This window comes from Salmonella sp. GDC200615 (assembly GCF_050574145.1).
GTDB classification, from domain to species: domain Bacteria; phylum Pseudomonadota; class Gammaproteobacteria; order Enterobacterales; family Enterobacteriaceae; genus Salmonella; species Salmonella enterica.
Genome location: NZ_CP192248.1, coordinates 33,245 through 50,092, shown reverse-complemented (window position 1 = coordinate 50,092; position 16,848 = coordinate 33,245). Strand labels below are relative to the sequence as shown.

General features: G+C 53.2%; 19 protein-coding genes and 2 pseudogenes. All 21 read left to right on the top strand.

Annotation, left to right across the window (positions count from 1 at the left end; genetic code table 11):
- Positions 1 to 11: 11 nt before the first annotated feature.
- Positions 12 to 2,659, top strand: a pseudogene (traC, locus tag ACQ29O_RS22905) (type IV secretion system protein TraC).
- On the top strand, positions 2,634 to 3,020 hold the full coding sequence (trbI, locus tag ACQ29O_RS22900) for a type-F conjugative transfer system protein TrbI (protein WP_000102756.1): 387 nt from the start codon (positions 2,634 to 2,636) through the stop codon (positions 3,018 to 3,020). The pseudogene traC and the gene trbI overlap by 26 nt, the downstream one beginning before the upstream one ends.
- Positions 3,017 to 3,649, top strand: a complete 633-nt coding sequence (traW, locus tag ACQ29O_RS22895) for a type-F conjugative transfer system protein TraW (protein ID WP_015059451.1) — start codon at positions 3,017 to 3,019, stop codon at positions 3,647 to 3,649. Before trbI ends, traW begins: the two co-directional genes overlap by 4 nt.
- The gene (traU, locus tag ACQ29O_RS22890; RefSeq protein ID WP_015059450.1) at positions 3,646 to 4,638 is read left to right on the top strand and encodes a conjugal transfer pilus assembly protein TraU; all 993 of its coding nucleotides are present in this window, start codon (positions 3,646 to 3,648) and stop codon (positions 4,636 to 4,638) included. The genes traW and traU overlap by 4 nt, the downstream gene beginning before the upstream one ends.
- Positions 4,639 to 4,656: 18 nt before the next feature.
- The gene (locus tag ACQ29O_RS22885; RefSeq protein ID WP_001576663.1) at positions 4,657 to 4,965 is read left to right on the top strand and encodes a hypothetical protein; all 309 of its coding nucleotides are present in this window, start codon (positions 4,657 to 4,659) and stop codon (positions 4,963 to 4,965) included.
- Positions 4,950 to 5,588, top strand: coding sequence for a type-F conjugative transfer system pilin assembly protein TrbC (gene trbC, locus ACQ29O_RS22880; protein WP_254486132.1), 639 nt, complete (start codon positions 4,950 to 4,952; stop codon positions 5,586 to 5,588). Before ACQ29O_RS22885 ends, trbC begins: the two co-directional genes overlap by 16 nt.
- Positions 5,589 to 5,624: 36 nt before the next feature.
- On the top strand, positions 5,625 to 6,044 hold the full coding sequence (locus ACQ29O_RS22875; protein ID WP_001229398.1) for an HNH endonuclease: 420 nt from the start codon (positions 5,625 to 5,627) through the stop codon (positions 6,042 to 6,044).
- A complete protein-coding gene (traN, locus tag ACQ29O_RS22870; protein ID WP_254486133.1) occupies positions 6,041 to 7,870 on the top strand; it encodes a type-F conjugative transfer system mating-pair stabilization protein TraN in 1,830 nt (609 codons plus the stop codon). Before ACQ29O_RS22875 ends, traN begins: the two co-directional genes overlap by 4 nt.
- A gap of 10 nt (positions 7,871 to 7,880) precedes the next feature.
- Positions 7,881 to 8,357, top strand: a complete 477-nt coding sequence (locus tag ACQ29O_RS22865) for a hypothetical protein (protein ID WP_001746543.1) — start codon at positions 7,881 to 7,883, stop codon at positions 8,355 to 8,357.
- 10 nt (positions 8,358 to 8,367) lie between these two features.
- Positions 8,368 to 8,583 (top strand): conjugal transfer protein TrbE, encoded by a 216-nt coding sequence (locus ACQ29O_RS22860; RefSeq protein ID WP_001746544.1) that lies wholly within the window; start codon positions 8,368 to 8,370, stop codon positions 8,581 to 8,583.
- A 12-nt stretch (positions 8,584 to 8,595) separates the two neighbouring features.
- Positions 8,596 to 9,339 (top strand): type-F conjugative transfer system pilin assembly protein TraF, encoded by a 744-nt coding sequence (gene traF / locus ACQ29O_RS22855; protein ID WP_001746545.1) that lies wholly within the window; start codon positions 8,596 to 8,598, stop codon positions 9,337 to 9,339.
- Positions 9,340 to 9,552: 213 nt separating this feature from the next.
- Complete coding sequence (gene traQ / locus ACQ29O_RS22850; protein WP_001233883.1) at positions 9,553 to 9,846, top strand: type-F conjugative transfer system pilin chaperone TraQ; 294 nt, start codon at positions 9,553 to 9,555, stop codon at positions 9,844 to 9,846.
- The gene (gene trbB / locus ACQ29O_RS22845; RefSeq protein ID WP_000055842.1) at positions 9,833 to 10,381 is read left to right on the top strand and encodes a type-F conjugative transfer system pilin assembly thiol-disulfide isomerase TrbB; all 549 of its coding nucleotides are present in this window, start codon (positions 9,833 to 9,835) and stop codon (positions 10,379 to 10,381) included. Before traQ ends, trbB begins: the two co-directional genes overlap by 14 nt.
- A pseudogene (gene traH / locus ACQ29O_RS22840) lies at positions 10,371 to 11,635 on the top strand (conjugal transfer pilus assembly protein TraH); the annotation flags it as partial. The gene trbB and the pseudogene traH, both read left to right, overlap by 11 nt.
- A 1,248-nt stretch (positions 11,636 to 12,883) precedes the next feature.
- Entirely contained in the window at positions 12,884 to 13,366 is a 483-nt protein-coding gene (locus tag ACQ29O_RS22835; RefSeq protein WP_000787664.1) for a hypothetical protein, read from the top strand.
- Between the two features lie 245 nt (positions 13,367 to 13,611).
- Positions 13,612 to 14,343, top strand: a complete 732-nt coding sequence (gene traT / locus ACQ29O_RS22830) for a conjugal transfer complement resistance protein TraT (RefSeq protein WP_000850404.1) — start codon at positions 13,612 to 13,614, stop codon at positions 14,341 to 14,343.
- Between the two features lie 431 nt (positions 14,344 to 14,774).
- A complete protein-coding gene (locus tag ACQ29O_RS22825; protein WP_001067855.1) occupies positions 14,775 to 15,479 on the top strand; it encodes an IS6-like element IS26 family transposase in 705 nt (234 codons plus the stop codon).
- 81 nt (positions 15,480 to 15,560) lie between these two features.
- Positions 15,561 to 15,683 (top strand): hypothetical protein, encoded by a 123-nt coding sequence (locus tag ACQ29O_RS22820; RefSeq protein WP_279355304.1) that lies wholly within the window; start codon positions 15,561 to 15,563, stop codon positions 15,681 to 15,683.
- The gene (locus ACQ29O_RS22815; protein ID WP_000184110.1) at positions 15,676 to 15,945 is read left to right on the top strand and encodes a hypothetical protein; all 270 of its coding nucleotides are present in this window, start codon (positions 15,676 to 15,678) and stop codon (positions 15,943 to 15,945) included. The genes ACQ29O_RS22820 and ACQ29O_RS22815 overlap by 8 nt, the downstream gene beginning before the upstream one ends.
- A 13-nt stretch (positions 15,946 to 15,958) precedes the next feature.
- The gene (locus ACQ29O_RS22810; RefSeq protein ID WP_000260293.1) at positions 15,959 to 16,177 is read left to right on the top strand and encodes a hypothetical protein; all 219 of its coding nucleotides are present in this window, start codon (positions 15,959 to 15,961) and stop codon (positions 16,175 to 16,177) included.
- Between the two features lie 73 nt (positions 16,178 to 16,250).
- Positions 16,251 to 16,808 carry a hypothetical protein gene (locus tag ACQ29O_RS22805; RefSeq protein ID WP_000064432.1) on the top strand — a complete coding sequence of 186 codons (558 nt, stop codon included), beginning with the start codon at positions 16,251 to 16,253 and terminating at the stop codon, positions 16,806 to 16,808.
- Positions 16,809 to 16,848 lie beyond the last annotated feature (40 nt).

The window sequence follows — 16,848 nt, the reverse complement described above, 5'->3', positions numbered from 1 at the left end:
AAGGTGTTCGTGTGAAGAACCTGCTTGATACTGTCACTCAGGCGGCCAACTCGCTGCTGACCGCGCTGAAGCTGCCGGATGAATCGGCACAGGCCAATCAGATCCTCGGCGAGATGAGCTTCCCGCAGTTCAGCCGTCTGCTGCCGTACCGGGACTATAACCAGGAGTCCGGCCTGTTCATGAATGACGCCACGATGGGCTTTATGCTGGAAGCCACGCCTGTCAACGGCGCTAACGAGACCATTGCGCTCTCCCTTGACCATCTGCTGCGTACCAAACTGCCGCGCGGGATACCCCTGTGTATCCACCTGATGTCCAGCCAGCTGGTCGGGGAGCGTATTGAGTACGGGCTGCGGGAGTTCTCCTGGTCCGGTGAGCAGGCGGAGCGGTTCAACGCCATCACCCGCGCCTACTACATGAAAGCTGCAGAGACTCACTTTCCGTTGCCGGAAGGAATGAACCTGCCGCTGACCCTGCGCCATTACCGGGTATTCATCTCATACTGCGCGCCGTCCAGAAAAAAAGCCGGGCCGATATCCTGGAGATGGAAAACCTGGTGAAGATTATCCGGGCCTCCCTGCAGGGGGCATACATCAGCACACAGACCGTGGATGCGCAGGCCTTTATTAATATTGTCGGGGAGATGATTAATCACAATCCGGAATCCCTCCATCCGACCCGGCGCCGGCTGGACCCGTATTCCGACCTGAACTACCAGTGCGTGGACGACTCCTTTGACCTGAAGGTCAGGCAGGATTACCTGACGCTGGGACTGCGCGATCACGGGAGAAACAGTACCGCGCGCATCATGAGTTTTCATCTGGCCCGTAACCCAGAAATCGCCTTCCTGTGGAACTCGGCGGATAATTACAGCAATCTGCTGAACCCGGAGCTGTCCATCTCCTGTCCGTTCATTCTGACGCTGACCCTGGTGGTGGAAGACCAGGTGAAGACCCACAGCGAAGCGAACCTGAAGTACATGGTTCTGGAGAAGAAGTCGAAGACCTCCTACGCCAAATGGTTCCCGTCCGTGGAGAAGGAGGCGAAGGAGTGGGGAGACCTGCGCCAGCGCCTGGCGTCGAATCAGTCCTCGGTGGTGTCCTACTTTTTCAATATCACGGCGTTCTGCCGCGACAACAAGGAAACGGCGCTGGAAACGGAGCAGGATATCCTGAACAGTTTCCGCAAGAACGGTTTTGAGCTGATTTCGCCGCGCTTTAACCACATGCGTAATTTCCTGGCCTGCCTGCCCTTTATGGCCGGGAAGGGGCTGTTTAAGCAGCTGAAGGAAGCCGGTGTGGTACAGCGGGCGGAGAGCTTCAATGTGGCCAATCTGATGCCCCTGGTGGCGGATAACCCGCTAACTCCCGCCGGGCTGCTGGCTCCGACCTACCGTAACCAGCTGGCCTTTATTGATATTTTCTTCCGGGGAATGAACAACACCAACTACAACATGGCGGTCTGCGGAACCTCCGGGGCGGGCAAGACCGGACTGATACAGCCGCTTATCCGCAGCGTGCTGGATTCCGGCGGCTTTGCGGTGGTGTTTGACATGGGGGACGGGTACAAGTCCCTGTGCGAAAATATGGGCGGGGTGTACCTGGACGGGGAGACCCTGCGTTTTAACCCCTTCGCCAATATCACCAATATTGACCAGTCGGCCGAACGTATCCGCGACCAGTTGTCGGTGATGGCCAGCCCCAACGGCAACCTTGACGAAGTCCATGAGGGCCTGTTGCTGCAGGCGGTCAGGGCAGCCTGGCTGACAAAAAAGAACCGGGCGCGTATTGATGACGTGGTGGATTTTCTGGAAAACGCCCGCACGAGCGAACAGTATGCGGAGTCACCCGGTATCCGCAGCCGCCTGGATGAAATGATTGTCCTGCTGAACCAGTACACGGCAGCAGGCACTTACGGCAGATACTTCAACTCCGATGAACCCTCCCTGCGCGATGATGCTAGGATGGTGGTGCTGGAGCTGGGTGGCCTGGAAGACCGCCCGTCCCTGCTGGTTGCGGTGATGTTTTCCCTGATTATCTACATCGAAAACCGGATGTACCGCACGCCGCGTAACCTCAAAAAGCTGAACGTGATCGACGAAGGCTGGCGTTTGCTGGACTTCAAAAACCGCAAGGTCGGGGACTTCATCGAAAAAGGCTACCGTACTGCCCGCCGTCACACCGGCGCGTATATCACCATCACGCAGAATATCGTCGACTTTGACTCCGACAAGGCGTCCAGCGCCGCCCGCGCGGCATGGGGTAACTCTTCCTACAAAATTATCCTCAAACAGAGCGCCAAAGAATTCGCGAAATACAACCAGCTGTATCCGGATCAGTTCCCGCAGCTACACCGGGAGATGATTGAGAAATTCGGCGCCGCGAAAGACCAGTGGTTCAGCTCGTTCCTGCTGCAGGTGGAAAACCATTCATCCTGGCACCGTCTGTTTGTCGACCCGCTCAGCCGCGCCATGTACAGCTCGGACGGTCCTGACTTTGAGTTTGTACAGCAGAAGCGGAAAGAGGGGCTGAGTATTCACGAGGCGGTCTGGCAACTGGCGTGGAAAAAGTCAGGACCGGAGATGGCCTCGCTGGAGGCCTGGCTGCAGGAGCATGAGACATTCAGGAGGACGTATGAGTACAGAGCAGAAACAGACTGACGGCACGGGAGCGCGTAAGCGTGACGGGCTGTGGATGATACCGGGATGCCTGGGGATGGTGGTACTGAACGCCGCCATCAGTTACGGGATAGCCCGGCTGAACACGCCGGTGACGGTGGCATTCAACATGAAACAGACCGTGGATGCGTTTTTTGACAGCGCTGGCCAGAAAAAACTGACGGAAGCGCAGTCGAAAGCGTTGTCCGGGAGCTTTAATGCGGCCCTGGAGGCCAGCCTGCAGGCGTGGCAGCGGGAGCACCATGCCGTCATTCTGGTTTCACCGGCGGTGGTACAGGGCGCGCCGGATATCACCCGGGAGATCCAGCAGGATATTGCCCGGCGGATGAGGGCAGAGCCGTGAAATGGCGGGGGCTGACAGCCCTGCTGATATGGGGGCAGAGCGTGGCGGCCGCAGACCTGGGTACCTGGGGCGATCTGTGGCCGGTGCAGGAGCCGGACATGCTGGCGGTGATTATGCACCGGCTGGAAGCCCTGCAGCAGTCCGGTGAGATGGGCCACCGGATGGAGGCCTTTAAGGAGCGGGTAATCCACAACAGCCTGCGACCACCGGCGGTGCCGGGTATCGGGCGCGCGGAGAAATACTGCAGCCGGCTGTTTGATCCGTCGGTCAGACTGGCGGCCGATATCCGGGATAACGAAGGTCGGGTGTTTGCCCGTCAGGGAGAGGTGATGAATCCGCTGCAGTATGTGCCTTTTAACCAGACGCTGTATTTCATTAACGGCGATGATCCGGAACAAGTGGCGTGGATGAAACGCCAGACGCCGCCGACGCTGGAGAGCAAAATTATCCTGGTACAGGGCAGCATCCCTGAGATGGAGAAGGCGCTGGACAGCCGGATTTACTTTGACCAGAACGGGGTGCTGTGTCAGCGCCTCGGGATCGACCAGGTGCCGGCCAGGGTGACGGCCGCAACAGACGGGCGTTTCCTTAAAGTGGAGTTTATTCCGGCGGAGGACGGCAGAAAATGAAACGGAGTCTGTGGCTGTGTGTACTGATTCTGCTGGCCGGTCATGTTCCCACGGTATCGGCTGATTCCTCCTGTGAAAGTCGTTTTGTAAACCCGATCACGGATATCTGCTGGAGCTGTCTTTTTCCGCTGTCGCTGGGCAGTACAAAAGTGAGTCAGGGAAAGCTGCCGGATACGGCTAATCCCTCAATGCCGCTCCAGTTCTGTCCGGCGCCGCCGCCCATTTTTAAGCGTCCCGGACTGGCGATTGGCTACTGGGAGCCAATGGCGCTGACGGACGTCACCCGCTCTCCGGGCTGCATGGTGAATCTGGGGTTCAGCCTGCCGGCCTTCGGGAAAACGGCACAGGGTACGGCGAAGAAGGAGGATAAACAGGTGAACGGGGCGGTCTACCATGTTCACTGGTACAAATACCCGCTCACGTACTGGCTGAATATCATCACCTCGCTGGGGTGTCTGGAGGGCGGTGACCTGGACATTGCGTACCTCTCCGAAATCGACCCCACGTGGACGGACAGCAGCCTGACCACCATTCTCAATCCGGAAGCGGTAATTTTTGCCAATCCCATAGCTCAGGGGGCCTGCGCGGCAGATGCCATTGCCAGCGCCTTCAATAAACCGCTGGATGTCCTGTTCTGGTGTGCAGGCTCTCAGGGCTCCATGTATCCGTTTAACGGCTGGGTGAGTAACGAATCCAGTCCGCTGCAGCCCTCCCTGCTGGTCAGTGAGCGGATGGCCTTCAAGCTTCACCGTCAGGGCATGATTATGGAAACCATCGGGAAAAATAACGCTGTCTGTAATGAATATCCGTCGCCCATTCTCCCTAAAGAGCGCTGGCGTTATCAGATGGTGAATATGTACCCGGACAGCGGGCAGTGCCACCCGTTCGGACGCAGTGTGATGCGCTGGGAAACCGGAAAAAATCCGCCCAACACGAAGAAGAACTTTGGCTATCTGATGTGGCGTAAGCGCAACTGTGTATTTCTGTAAACCGATACCGGAGAGAGGGTGTTTATGCGAATTATTTATAAGAGGCAGCATTATCTGTCCGTTATCAGGTGGGGGGCGGTTGCTGTCGTGCAGATCCTGAATGAGAGTGTAAAACTGTTTCCGTTTGCGCTGGTGATGTTTGCGCTGATGGCTTTTTATTTTCTTCCGGAACGCATCATCTCTGATGTTGTTAATTCGTGGATGGAAACAGACACGACCGGAAAAATATCGCTCATCAGACTTTACCTGGAAGTGACATTTATGCTGTCCCTCGCGTCTTCTTCTCTTTTATTTATGTACCGGGGAAAGCGATGCACAGGAAAATAAAATACTTGGCCGGACTGATTATGGTCATAAGCGGGACGGTATCAGCTGGCGGAGTCGCTAATACCCCTGAAAATCGCCAGTTCCTGAAGCATCAGGAAAATTTAAGCAGCCAACTGCGTGAAAAACCGGACCATCAGCTGAAAGCCTGGGCAGAGCAGCAGGTACAGGCGAATCCCCTGGTGCAGTCAGACCGGCATTTCCTGGATGACCTTGCCCGAAAGCAGCAGACTTCTCAGGCGGATAAACCGGAGCAGGGCTCGGTGTACTTTATCTCGTTTTCCATTCCGGAAGAGGGACTGAAGCGCATGCTGGGTGAAACCCGTCGCTACGGTATTCCGGCCACGCTGCGTGGAATGCGGGATAACGACCTGAAGGCCACGGCAGATGCCGTTCTGTCCCTGGTGAAGGATGGGGAAACAGATGGTGTTCAGATTGACCCGACCCTGTTCACGAAATATGACATCCGCAGCGTACCGACTCTGGTGGTGTACTGCCGACAGGGATATGACGTTATCCGGGGCAATCTGCGGGTGAAGCAGGCGCTGGAGAAAGTGGTCACCGCCGGGGACTGCAGGCAGGTGGCTGCCGGATTACTTGATGTTGCCGGAGATAAACCGCAATGACATTCCCTGCGGAATAAACAGCAGGAAGGAGATGTTATGGCGCTGACCAGAAAACAGCGGGAAAGACTGCGTATGAAATTTGGTGGCCGCTGTGCTTACTGTGGCTGTGTGCTGCCGGAGAAGGGCTGGCATGCCGACCACGTTCAGGCAGTGCTCCGCAAATCAGAGCGGTGCATGAAGGCGGCAGAGAAAGGCATTTTCAGACTGAAAACTACCGGTGAAGTGTTCAGACCAGAAGCTGACTGTCCGGAAAACATCTTCCCGTCCTGTGCGCCGTGCAATTTGCTGAAAACGGCATATTCGCTGGAGATGTTCAGAAAACAGGTCTCCCTGCAGGTTGAGCGGGGGCGCCGGAGCAGCGTTAACTTCCGGACAGCAGAGCGTTTTGGGCTGATTAGTGTGGTGAATAAACCGGTTGTTTTCTGGTTTGAGCAATACGAGGGGGAGAATAAATGAAACGTATGTTACCTCTGTTTCTGCTTCTGGCCGCCGGCTTGGCACAGGCTGACAGTAACAGTGATTATCGTGCGGGTTCAGATTTTGCCCATCAGATCAAAGGCCAGGGCACCGGCAGTATCCGGAATTTTAATCCTCAGGAGAGTATTCCCGGCTATGACGCGAATCCGGATGAAACGAAGTATTACGGTGGTGTGACCGCCGGCGGCGACAGTGGGCTGAAGAATGACGGCACGACGCAGTGGGCCACAGGCGAAACCGGTAAAACCATTACAGAATCGTTCATGGACAAGCCCAAAGATATTCTGTCACCGGATGCGCCGTTTATTGAAAAAGGAAGGGATGTGGTGAACCGTGCCGACAGTATTGTGGGAAATACCGGGCAGCAGTGCAGCGCGCAGGAGATTAACCGCAGCGAGTTCACGAATTATACCTGTGAACGCGACACCACTGTGGAGGAATACTGTACCCGGACGGCCACCATCACCGGCGACTGGAGAGAGACATCAGAGGTCAGAACCTACACCCTCACCGCCTTTAGTTTCAGCCGTTCCGGTAAGCAGATCGTTTTCAGCGTGACCGTGCCGGAAGCAGGTACGATAAGCAGCGCCAGCCTGAATGTGACCACACAGAATTATCTGTGGAATTCCCGTGCCGGCTTTATGAATACCACCTTCAACATGACGTGGGGCAGTACCATTACACTGGGTGGCGCGACGGGAATGATGCTGAGCAAAGGCCAGATTCTGAGCGGGACAAGCTGCAGCGGGAACGGTAGCTGTACCGGGTCGGTGGTGGATGACCGCATTTTTAACGAGCTGACCAGCGGGAGGACGACGTTCACGCTGACACTGGTGATGCAGGTTAAGGACCGGGAGTGGATACCGCGGGTGGAGTGGGTGGAAAGCTGCCCGTTCAACAAGGTGGATGGTGTTCTGAAAGATACCGAATGTACCGAACCCGGGGGAACGAAAACCGGGGTGATGGAAGGAAAACCCTGGAGCCTGGCGGAGGCCTGCTGGGCATACCGGGATAAATATGTCACCCAGTCTGCGGACAACGGCACCTGCCAGGCGTATGTCGATAATCCGGCCTGTACTCTTGCCGCCCGGCAGTGCGCGTTTTACTCCGGTGAGAGCACCTGCCTGCATGAATACGCCACGTACTCCTGTGAGTCGAAAACTGCGGGAAAGGTCATGATTTGTGGCGGGGATGTATTCTGCCTCGATGGGGAATGCGATAAGGCGCAGAGCGGAAAGAGCAATGATTTTGGCGAGGCGGTATCGCAACTGGCGGCGCTGGCGGCGGCAGGTAAAGATGTCGCGGCCCTGAACGGTATTGACGTCCGTGCATTCACCGGACAGGCGAAATTCTGTAAGAAGGCCGCAGCCGGGTACAGCAACTGTTGTAAGGACAGTGGCTGGGGGCAGGATATCGGTCTGGCTAAATGCAGTAGTGACGAAAAAGCTCTGGCCAAAGCAAAAACGAACAAACTGACGGTCAGTGTCGGGGAATTCTGTTCGAAAAAGGTACTGGGTGTCTGTCTGGAGAAGAAACGCAGCTACTGCCAGTTTGATTCGAAGCTGGCGCAGATAGTCCAGCAGCAGGGGCGCAACGGCCAGCTGCATATCAGTTTCGGCAGTTCAAAACATCCTGACTGCCGGGGTATCACCGTGGACGAACTACAGCAGATTAAATTCGACCAGCTGGACTTCACGAACTTCTACGAAGACCTGATGAATAACCAGAAAATCCCGGACAGTGGCGCGCTGACGGAAAAGGTAAAAGAGCAGATTACTGACCAGCTGAAACAGGCCGGAAAATAAGGAGAGCATAATGGCACAGGACAATGAACGGGACAGGCTGAAACAGTCAGCCAGAGAAAGTGCCCTGTTACTGCTGAAAGTCGTCGCCGGTGTGGTTACCGTCAGTGTGATTGTGGGGGGTACGGGCTGGTTGATAATAAGCGGCAAAGACCTGCTCTTCAGACATTATCAGAACCACGCTCAGATCATGCGTTACGGGGGCTGCGCGCTGGCATGGCTGTGTATTCTGGTCGGTAATTTTGTCTGGCTGACGTACCGGCGGTTCGAAAAAATACAGGGCAGGGAGCCTGCCGGGAAATACGGTTATTTAATGCTCTGTATCATGTCTGCCACATTTGGGGCCGAACTCCTGCTTATCGGGATTATTGTCCGTATGCTGTTTTACGGGGACGGTCCCGGGGGCGCGGATGTTTCCGTCATGTCCCTGACGGTTCTGACACTGGTCATTTCGGTAGGTATAAAAATGCCGGACAGTGGCAGGAACTAAGGGGAATCAGATGAGGATAATAGTTTTTCTGCTCCGGCTGACGGTGACGGTTATCGTGGCATCCCCGGCGGTGTACTGGTCATGGGATACTGTAAAGGCAACAACGGCGGAAGATAGCCTGCTCGCGGGGCTTATCATCGCCGCGAATGTCGTGATGTTAATGCCGCTGTACTGTTTCGTGCTCATCCTGACGAAACGCCGGCAACATGATAATAAATCCAGTTGAAGGGAGCGTCTGATGCGAAAAAAACAGATCGTGTGGCTGGCGGCGTTACTCTGTGGTCCCCTGGTGGCATACGGAAAAGATGCTGGCTGGCAGTGGTATAACGAAAAAGTCAGTCCGCAGGAGACGGAAAATAAACCTGCTGTGCCACGTCAGGAACCGGATATTATGCAGAAGCTGGCCACGCTGCAGGCTGCCACGAAACGGGCGCTTTATGAAGCCATTCTGTATCCTGGTGTGGATAATTTTGTGAAATATTTCCGGCTGCAGAATTACTGGACGCAGCAGGCGGGGCTTTTCAGCATGAGCGCCAAAAAAGCCATGCTGGCGCATCCTGAACTGGACTATAACCTGCAGTACAGCCACTACAACGGCACGGTACGTAACCAGCTGGCCGCAGACCAGACTCAGCAACGGCAGGCCATATCAAAGCTGGCTGAACACTACGGTATCATGTTCTTTTACCGCGGGCAGGACCCCATTGACGGCCAGCTGGCGCAGGTGATTAATGGCTTTCGCGCCACTTACGGTCTGAGCGTTATCCCGGTGACCGTGGACGGGGTGATTAACCCGATGCTGCCGGATACGCGTCCTGACCAGGGGCAGGCGCAGCGTCTTGGTGTGAAATATTTCCCGGCCATGATGCTGGTAGACCCGAAACAGGGCAGTGTCCGTCCGTTGTCATACGGGTTTATTACGCAGGACGACCTGGCAAAACAGTTCCAGAATGTGTCAGAAGATTTTAAGCCGAATTTCTGAAGTAATATCAGGGGATGGTATTACTGTCACTCGTTCGCAGGTAAATAATGCATATGAAGCGGTTGTCTTTATGCCCTTTATTTTTAATTCAGATAAATAACCCCCACTGTTAAATAGTTTATTCATGGCGGCGTTTTTTAACTGATGAATATTCTGTTCTCTGATAATAAATCAGGCATCGCATATATTAAATAACAATGGAGTGACTCCACTGTGCGTAAATATAAATTATCGCTTCCTTTACCGGATATTACGGGAGTATGGGTTTTCTCCCTGGGCGTCTGGTTTCACATTGTCGGGCGGCTGGTTTACCGCAAACCCTGGATGGCTTTTTTTCTGGCGGAACTGATTGCCGTCATTCTGGTGTTGTCCGGCGCTTACCGGGTGCTGGATGCCTGGATAGCCCGCGTCAGCCGGGAAGAGCGTGCGTTACTGGAAGCCCGTCAGACAGCCATTCTGGCTGCTGAAAAAGAAGAAAAGGGGGATAAATCACATGTCTCTCAATAAGGCTTTGCTGTTCCTGTTGCTTCTGGTGGGGACGGGGGTTAATGCCTCCACGCGGGAAGAGATTGAACGGCTGTATAACCCGCACGGGATGGCCGCACCGTCCGGGCAAAAGCAGCCAGCAGATACGCAGGGCGTGCAGAAGGTAACGCCGGCGCCCCGCTGGTTTCGTCTCAGCAACGGTAAAACGGTTAACCTCGCCGACTGGAAAGTGGTGTTGTTCATGCAAAGAAGCTGCCCCTGGTGCCACCAGTTTGACCCGGTACTGAAGCAGGTGGCACAGCAGTATGGATTTTCGGTATTCCCTTATACCCTGGACGGACAGGGGGATGCCGCGTTTCCGGAGGCGCTGCCGGCACCGCCGGAAGTGATGCAGACCTTCTTCCCCAATATTCCCGTCGCCACCCCGACAACATTTCTGGTTAACGTGAACACACTTGAAGCATTGCCTCTTTTGCAGGGGGCCACCGACGCCGCCGGTTTTATGGCCCGGATGGATACCGTTCTGCAGATGTACGGAGAAAAACATGCAGGGTAAAACGAGAATTAAACCGCTTTTCATATTATGTACGGCGCTGATGACCGTCGCACCCGCCGTCTCTGCCGATGTGAACAGCGACATGAACCAGTTCTTCAATAAGCTGGGCTTTGCTTTGCTTCCAATACCACACAGCCCTCCGTCTGGCAGGGACAGGCGGCAGGATATGCCTCCGGCGGCTCTTTATATGCCCGGACACAGGTAAAAAATGTCCAGCTGGTCTCCATGACCCTGCCGGATATCAATGCCGGTTGCGGGGGCATCGATGCCTATCTCGGCTCATTCAGTTTCATTAACGGCGAGCAACTGCAGCGTTTTGTGAAGCAGATTATGAGTAACGCCGCAGGGTACTTTTTTGACCTTGCGCTGCAGACGACGGTGCCGGAAATCAAAACGGCAAAGGATTTTCTGCAGAAAATGGCCAGCGATATTAACAGTATGAACCTCAGTTCCTGCCAGGCGGCGCAGGGGATTGTCGGGGGGCTTTTCCCAAAAACACAGGTCTCCCAGCAGAAGGTCTGCCAGGACATTGCCGGTGAGAGCAATATTTTTGCCGACTGGGCGGCGTCCCGGCAGGGATGTACTGTGGGCGGGCAATCCGACAGCGTCAGGGATAAAGCCAGTGACAGGGATAAGGAGCGGGTGACCAAAAATATCAACATCATGTGGAATGCTTTGTCCAAAAACAGGATGTTTGACGGCAACAAGGAGTTGAAAGAGTTCGTGATGACGCTGACCGGTTCACTGGTTTTTGGACCCAACGGCGAAATCACGCCCCTGCCTGCCAGAACCACCGACCGGGCTATTATCCGGGCATTAATGGAAGGCGGAACGGCGAAGATATACCACTGCAATGATTCGGATAAATGCCTGAAGGTGGTGGCCGACACGCCGGTGACCATCAGTCGCGACAATGCGCTCAAATCACAGATTACGAAGCTGCTGACCAGTATTCAGAACAAGGCGGTCAGCGACACTCCCCGGGATAATAAGGAAAAAGGGTTTATCTCCAGCACCACCATCCCGGTTTTCAAATACCTGGTTGACCCGCAGATGCTCGGTGTGTCAACCAGCATGATTTATCAGCTGACGGATTATATCGGGTACGACATCCTGCTGCAGTATATCCAGGAGCTGATCCAGCAGGCCAGGGCGATGGTGGCCACAGGAAATTATGACGAGGCGGTTATCGAACATATCACCGACAACATGAATGACGCGACCCGGCAGATAGCGGCGGCACAGCAGGAGATGGCGCGGGAAGCCAGCACGCAGGCAGAAAGCGCCCTGCATGGTTTCAGCAGCAGTATCGCCAGCGCCTGGAGTACGCTCAGTCAGTTCGGAACGAACCGGGGCAGCAGCGACTCAGTGACCAGTGGTGCTGACAGCACCATGAGCGCGCAGGATTCCATGATGGCCAGCCGGATGCGCAGCGCAGTGGAAAGTTATGCGAAGGCACATAATATCAGCAATGAGCAGGCCACCCAGGAGTTGGCTTCGAGAAGCACCAGAACATCGGCGGGTATTTATGGCGATGCACATGCAGAGTGGGGCATAAGGCCCAAGATATTGGGGGTCGGTGGTGGGGCTGGTGTTAAAGGTGGTGGCAAGGCTGGCATAGACTGGGAAGATAATGACTCACATCAGGCCAGCAGTAATACCCATGCCAGCCATAATACACGTCATGATGTGGATGCCAAAGCCACACAGGATTTTAAAGAGGCCAGCGATTACTTTACGAGCCGTAAGGTCAGTGAATCCGGGAGCCATACGGACAATAATGCAGAATCCCGGGTGGATCATCTGTCTGCGGCACTGAATTCTGCTAAGCAAAGTTATGACCAGTACACCACGAATCTCTCCCGCAGCCATGAGTATGCTGAGATGGCATCCCGTACAGAAAGCATGAGCGGACAGATGAGTGAGGATTTGTCACAGCAGTTTGTGAATTATGTACAGAAGCATGCGCCGAATGATGCTGAAGCCATTCTGACAAATACCAGCTCTCCGGAAGTGGCGGAACAACGCCGGGCAATGGCCTGGTCTTTTGTTCAGGAACAGGTTCAGCCCGGGGTGGATAATGCCTGGAGTGAAGGTCGTAGTGAGACAGGCAGAGGGATGGGCGTGGTATCCGGTGGTGGTGACCGACAGGATGTTATTGCCGATCACCAGGCTCATCAGGCGACACTCGACCAGCGGACACAGGACAGTAATATTCGCAATGATGTGAAGCCTCAGGTTGATAATATGGTCACAGCATACCGTTCCGGTATCAGCGATACTCAGGAAAACATCCAGGGTGAGGAAAAGGCTATCGGCCAGCAGTATTCTGACCTACAGAAACAGCATAAAACAGAAGCACTCTCTCAGGATAATAAATATAATGAAGAGACATCTGCCCAGAAACGGATGCCCGGTGCTGACAGTCCGGAAGAACTTATGAAAAGGGCGAAGGAGTATCAGGACAAGCATAAACCTTAGGAAGATACCTGGGAGGTTGTGATGAAAAATTTTATTCAGATATGCCTGGTGATGATGGTTCAGTTTATTGCCTGTTATCTTGCCGGATGGGATATGCCAGAAACTGGATTTATACTCGCCTTTGTTCTGTTGTGGCAGGGATTATTTATCTGGCTGTTTCATCAAATCAGTAAGAAACATAACACCCCGGGTGAGTACAAGTTCAGTAAGGTCATTTGGTATATCATTATGCCGATATGTTCACTGATATCACCAATGCTGAGTCTGATGATATTTATATTCGGGACGTTATGTGATTTGAGAAAAGTTAGCAACTGCATAAGCATAAAAGATTGGATGAAAACTCAGGTTGCTGTTGAGGAATCTGATAACCATGTTAGTTTGGATTTCGAATCTGTTGAATTTAGTAGATCTAATCCAGCAACAGGTTTACCAATGTCAGGTATTGGTGTTGATATTGGTGGTAACTCTTACGGTTATAGTTCTAGCCATCATTACAGGTAGCAAATGGGCGGCTATAATCGTGAGTTAATTAAACTGCAGCAAACAGTTACAGTTGAACTTGAAATACTGATGTGATCAGTAAAATTTGGCTGAATGATTAATGCCTGATATTTATAAGCTGACATTAGGGAAGGCGTTTTCATTTTAATTCTGCATGACACTCTAACTTATCTTAACAGAATACTTAGCTCTCAGCATAAACAATGTGATGTACTATTAATATGGCCTTTAATAAAGGAAATTCGATGAAAACGAAAAAAATAATGATGGTTACACTGGTCAGTTCCACTCTGGCCCTGTCAGGGTGTGGTGCGATGAGCACAGCAATCAAAAAGCGCAATCTTGAAGTGAAAACCCAGATGAGCCAGACCATCTGGCTTGACCCCTCCAGTGAACGGACGGTATATCTGCAGGTGAAAAACACCTCCGATAAGGATATGAGTGACCTGCAGAGCCTGATTGCAAAAGACATTCAGGCAAAAGGGTATACAGTGGTCATCTCACCGGACAAGGCATACTACTGGATTCAGGCCAACGTGCTGAAGGCCGACAAGATGGATTTGCGTGAGTCCCAGGGATGGCTGAACCGTGGTTATGAAGGTGCGCTCTCCGGGGCAGCGCTCGGGGCCGGTATCACAGCGTATAACTCTAACTCAGCAGGTGCCACGCTGGGAGTAGGGCTTGCTGCCGGGCTTGTGGGGATGGCCGCTGATGCGATGGTGGAAGATATTAACTACACCATGATCACCGACGTACAGATCTCAGAACGGACAAAAGCGACCGTGACAACGGACAATGTTGCCGCCCTCCGCCAGGGAACCTCGGGTGCCAAAATTCAGACCAGCACCGAAACCGGTAATCAGCATAAATACCAGACCCGTGTGGTATCGAATGCCAACAAGGTTAACCTGAAGTTTGAAGAGGCAAAACCAGTTCTGGAAGAACAACTGGCCAAATCAATTGCAAATATTCTTTAATCATCTTCAGGAGGCCGGTCTGACTGGCCTCCTGACTGACGCCTCGCTTTGCTCGTTGTCCAGGCCCGGAAAGAAATAAAATAAATTTCATTTCTCTCCGGCGTTTCCGAAATAAATATGAAAACACTGAGCGGTTGTGCAAATTCTTTGTGCGTCCGTGAAGTGTTGCCGCGAAGAGGGAATAATAAGAATACGGAATGCCATTATCAGAACTTCTTTGTCACATGACTAACGGCAATCCGTTTTCCTGGCTGTTTGCTGTACTGGTAGTCTGTGCTGCTGTTCTTTATTTTCTGAAAAAACGAAAGTAACGGTTGGTCATTTATTCAAATTAATTCCCCGTCCGGACTGATAATCTTTCTTTGGAAGGCACTGTTGCAAATAGTCGGTGGTGATAAACTTATCATCCCCTTTTGCTGATGGAGCTGCACATGAACCCATTCAAAGGCCGGCATTTTCAGCGTGACATCATTCTGTGGGCCGTACGCTGGTACTGCAAATACGGCATCAGTTACCGTGAGCTGCAGGAGATGCTGGCTGAACGCGGAGTGAATGTCGATCACTCCACGATTTACCGCTGGGTTCAGCGTTATGCGCCTGAAATGGAAAAACGGCTGCGCTGGTACTGGCGTAACCCTTCCGATCTTTGCCCGTGGCACATGGATGAAACCTACGTGAAGGTCAATGGCCGCTGGGCGTATCTGTACCGGGCCGTCGACAGCCGGGGCCGCACTGTCGATTTTTATCTCTCCTCCCGTCGTAACAGCAAAGCTGCATACCGGTTTCTGGGTAAAATCCTCAACAACGTGAAGAAGTGGCAGATCCCGCGATTCATCAACACGGATAAAGCGCCCGCCTATGGTCGCGCGCTTGCTCTGCTCAAACGCGAAGGCCGGTGCCCGTCTGACGTTGAACACCGACAGATTAAGTACCGGAACAACGTGATTGAATGCGATCATGGCAAACTGAAACGGATAATCGGCGCCACGCTGGGATTTAAATCCATGAAGACGGCTTACGCCACCATCAAAGGTATTGAGGTGATGCGTGCACTACGCAAAGGCCAGGCCTCAGCATTTTATTATGGTGATCCCCTGGGCGAAATGCGCCTGGTAAGCAGAGTTTTTGAAATGTAAGGCCTTTGAATAAGACAAAAGGCTGCCTCATCGCTAACTTTGCAACAGTGCCGCCTTGAGTTCCAGGATGCTCTCAGCAAAATGGAACGTGTTGTTGCTCAGGTGAAATCGGACTTCCCGGAAATCGACGCTCTGGACAAATGGTTTGGTAACGGACTCGGCCATTCAGTAGATAAACTGCTGGCAGGGGGTAACGATGACTAATCCAATCCCTGGCGACATCAAGATTAAGGACTTTGGCCGCGACCGGAAATTCCGTTCGGTTGATGAGCTTCAAAGCACTTTGTCAGAACAGTACAAAGGTCAGCATGTCAGCATCGTTTACCCTGCAAAGCCCAGCGGTTTACTCCGCACGGTTTTTGTCAGTGTCGATGATGCTGGTGGCGTGAATCGAACCTATGGGGACCAGTCTCCTGTCGATTTTTCTGCCATCAAAGATGACCTGTATGTACCAAGTGACCTGTAGGAGAGCACTAGCTATGGTGGTGATCATCGTAAACACAGGACACTATGAGTTTATCGGCCTTGGTGAGACCCACGGACAAGCCACAGAAGGGCTTTTGAAACGCTGGGACGAACACTGCGAACGTAATCCGGATGCTGAGTCTGGTTACATGCAGGAGCTGATAGAAGAAGGAAGCGCACAAGTTGTCGAGATGGAGCCCGGCTCCGCCGTAATTTACGGACTTGACGGCTAAGCCTTCTCAACTAACCCACTCGGGCGCATCATCCCGAGAGGGTGTGGTGCGTCCTAACCAAAAGGAATGCACTATGTCTAACTTTGAACAAGCTCTGGAGCGTACTGACGGTAAAACACTGATTCTCAGCAATGGGAGTAAGTGGGCAGGCCAAGACCCGGACAGTATTCAGACTTTACTGGATGTCCTGGGTGACAACGTTCTTGACCCGATGTTTGAGCAGTATCACTGTTATCGCCCATACCCGTTTGAACCAATGGTGAGGACGGGGCGAAATGGCGAAATGTTCCAGCCTTGGCTTGGGGCAGCCTGCTTCTTTGGGAACTTCCTGACTGTCTCTCATGTTTTCAACATCATCACGAAAGATGACGGTGTTGTTGAGGCCTTAACAGAGGCGATCCGGAAGAATATGGCGACTGAACAGTACCAGCAGAATGCCTATGAGCGTTATGCCGGTTGGTTCTACGCTGAAACCAGCGAAGGGTTAAGGCTAGTCTCTCCAAGTGAGGCTGCCGACATCCGAGCTGGCGCAGTTTCAAAGCTGCGTTACCCAAGAAACTTCGAGGTTATGAAAACTGCGGTTCTCAAAGGTCCTCGATTTGATACTGAATTAAGCCGCAAGGCTTCTTAACCCAAACATTAACCCCACGGGGGACATCGGTCCCTGAGGG

Bases quoted from the DNA above. Each gene is read 5' to 3' on its own strand.
- trbI (WP_000102756.1), top strand. From the start codon at position 2,634: ATGAGTACAGAGCAGAAACAGACTGACGGCACGGGAGCGCGTAAGCGT.
- traU (WP_015059450.1), top strand. From the start codon at position 3,646: ATGAAACGGAGTCTGTGGCTGTGTGTACTGATTCTGCTGGCCGGTCAT.
- trbC (WP_254486132.1), top strand. From the start codon at position 4,950: ATGCACAGGAAAATAAAATACTTGGCCGGACTGATTATGGTCATAAGC.
- ACQ29O_RS22875 (WP_001229398.1), top strand. From the start codon at position 5,625: ATGGCGCTGACCAGAAAACAGCGGGAAAGACTGCGTATGAAATTTGGT.
- traN (WP_254486133.1), top strand. From the start codon at position 6,041: ATGAAACGTATGTTACCTCTGTTTCTGCTTCTGGCCGCCGGCTTGGCA.
- ACQ29O_RS22865 (WP_001746543.1), top strand. From the start codon at position 7,881: ATGGCACAGGACAATGAACGGGACAGGCTGAAACAGTCAGCCAGAGAA.
- ACQ29O_RS22860 (WP_001746544.1), top strand. From the start codon at position 8,368: ATGAGGATAATAGTTTTTCTGCTCCGGCTGACGGTGACGGTTATCGTG.
- traF (WP_001746545.1), top strand. From the start codon at position 8,596: ATGCGAAAAAAACAGATCGTGTGGCTGGCGGCGTTACTCTGTGGTCCC.
- trbB (WP_000055842.1), top strand. From the start codon at position 9,833: ATGTCTCTCAATAAGGCTTTGCTGTTCCTGTTGCTTCTGGTGGGGACG.
- ACQ29O_RS22835 (WP_000787664.1), top strand. From the start codon at position 12,884: ATGAAAAATTTTATTCAGATATGCCTGGTGATGATGGTTCAGTTTATT.
- traT (WP_000850404.1), top strand. From the start codon at position 13,612: ATGAAAACGAAAAAAATAATGATGGTTACACTGGTCAGTTCCACTCTG.
- ACQ29O_RS22825 (WP_001067855.1), top strand. From the start codon at position 14,775: ATGAACCCATTCAAAGGCCGGCATTTTCAGCGTGACATCATTCTGTGG.
- ACQ29O_RS22820 (WP_279355304.1), top strand. From the start codon at position 15,561: ATGGAACGTGTTGTTGCTCAGGTGAAATCGGACTTCCCGGAAATCGAC.
- ACQ29O_RS22815 (WP_000184110.1), top strand. From the start codon at position 15,676: ATGACTAATCCAATCCCTGGCGACATCAAGATTAAGGACTTTGGCCGC.
- ACQ29O_RS22810 (WP_000260293.1), top strand. From the start codon at position 15,959: ATGGTGGTGATCATCGTAAACACAGGACACTATGAGTTTATCGGCCTT.
- ACQ29O_RS22805 (WP_000064432.1), top strand. From the start codon at position 16,251: ATGTCTAACTTTGAACAAGCTCTGGAGCGTACTGACGGTAAAACACTG.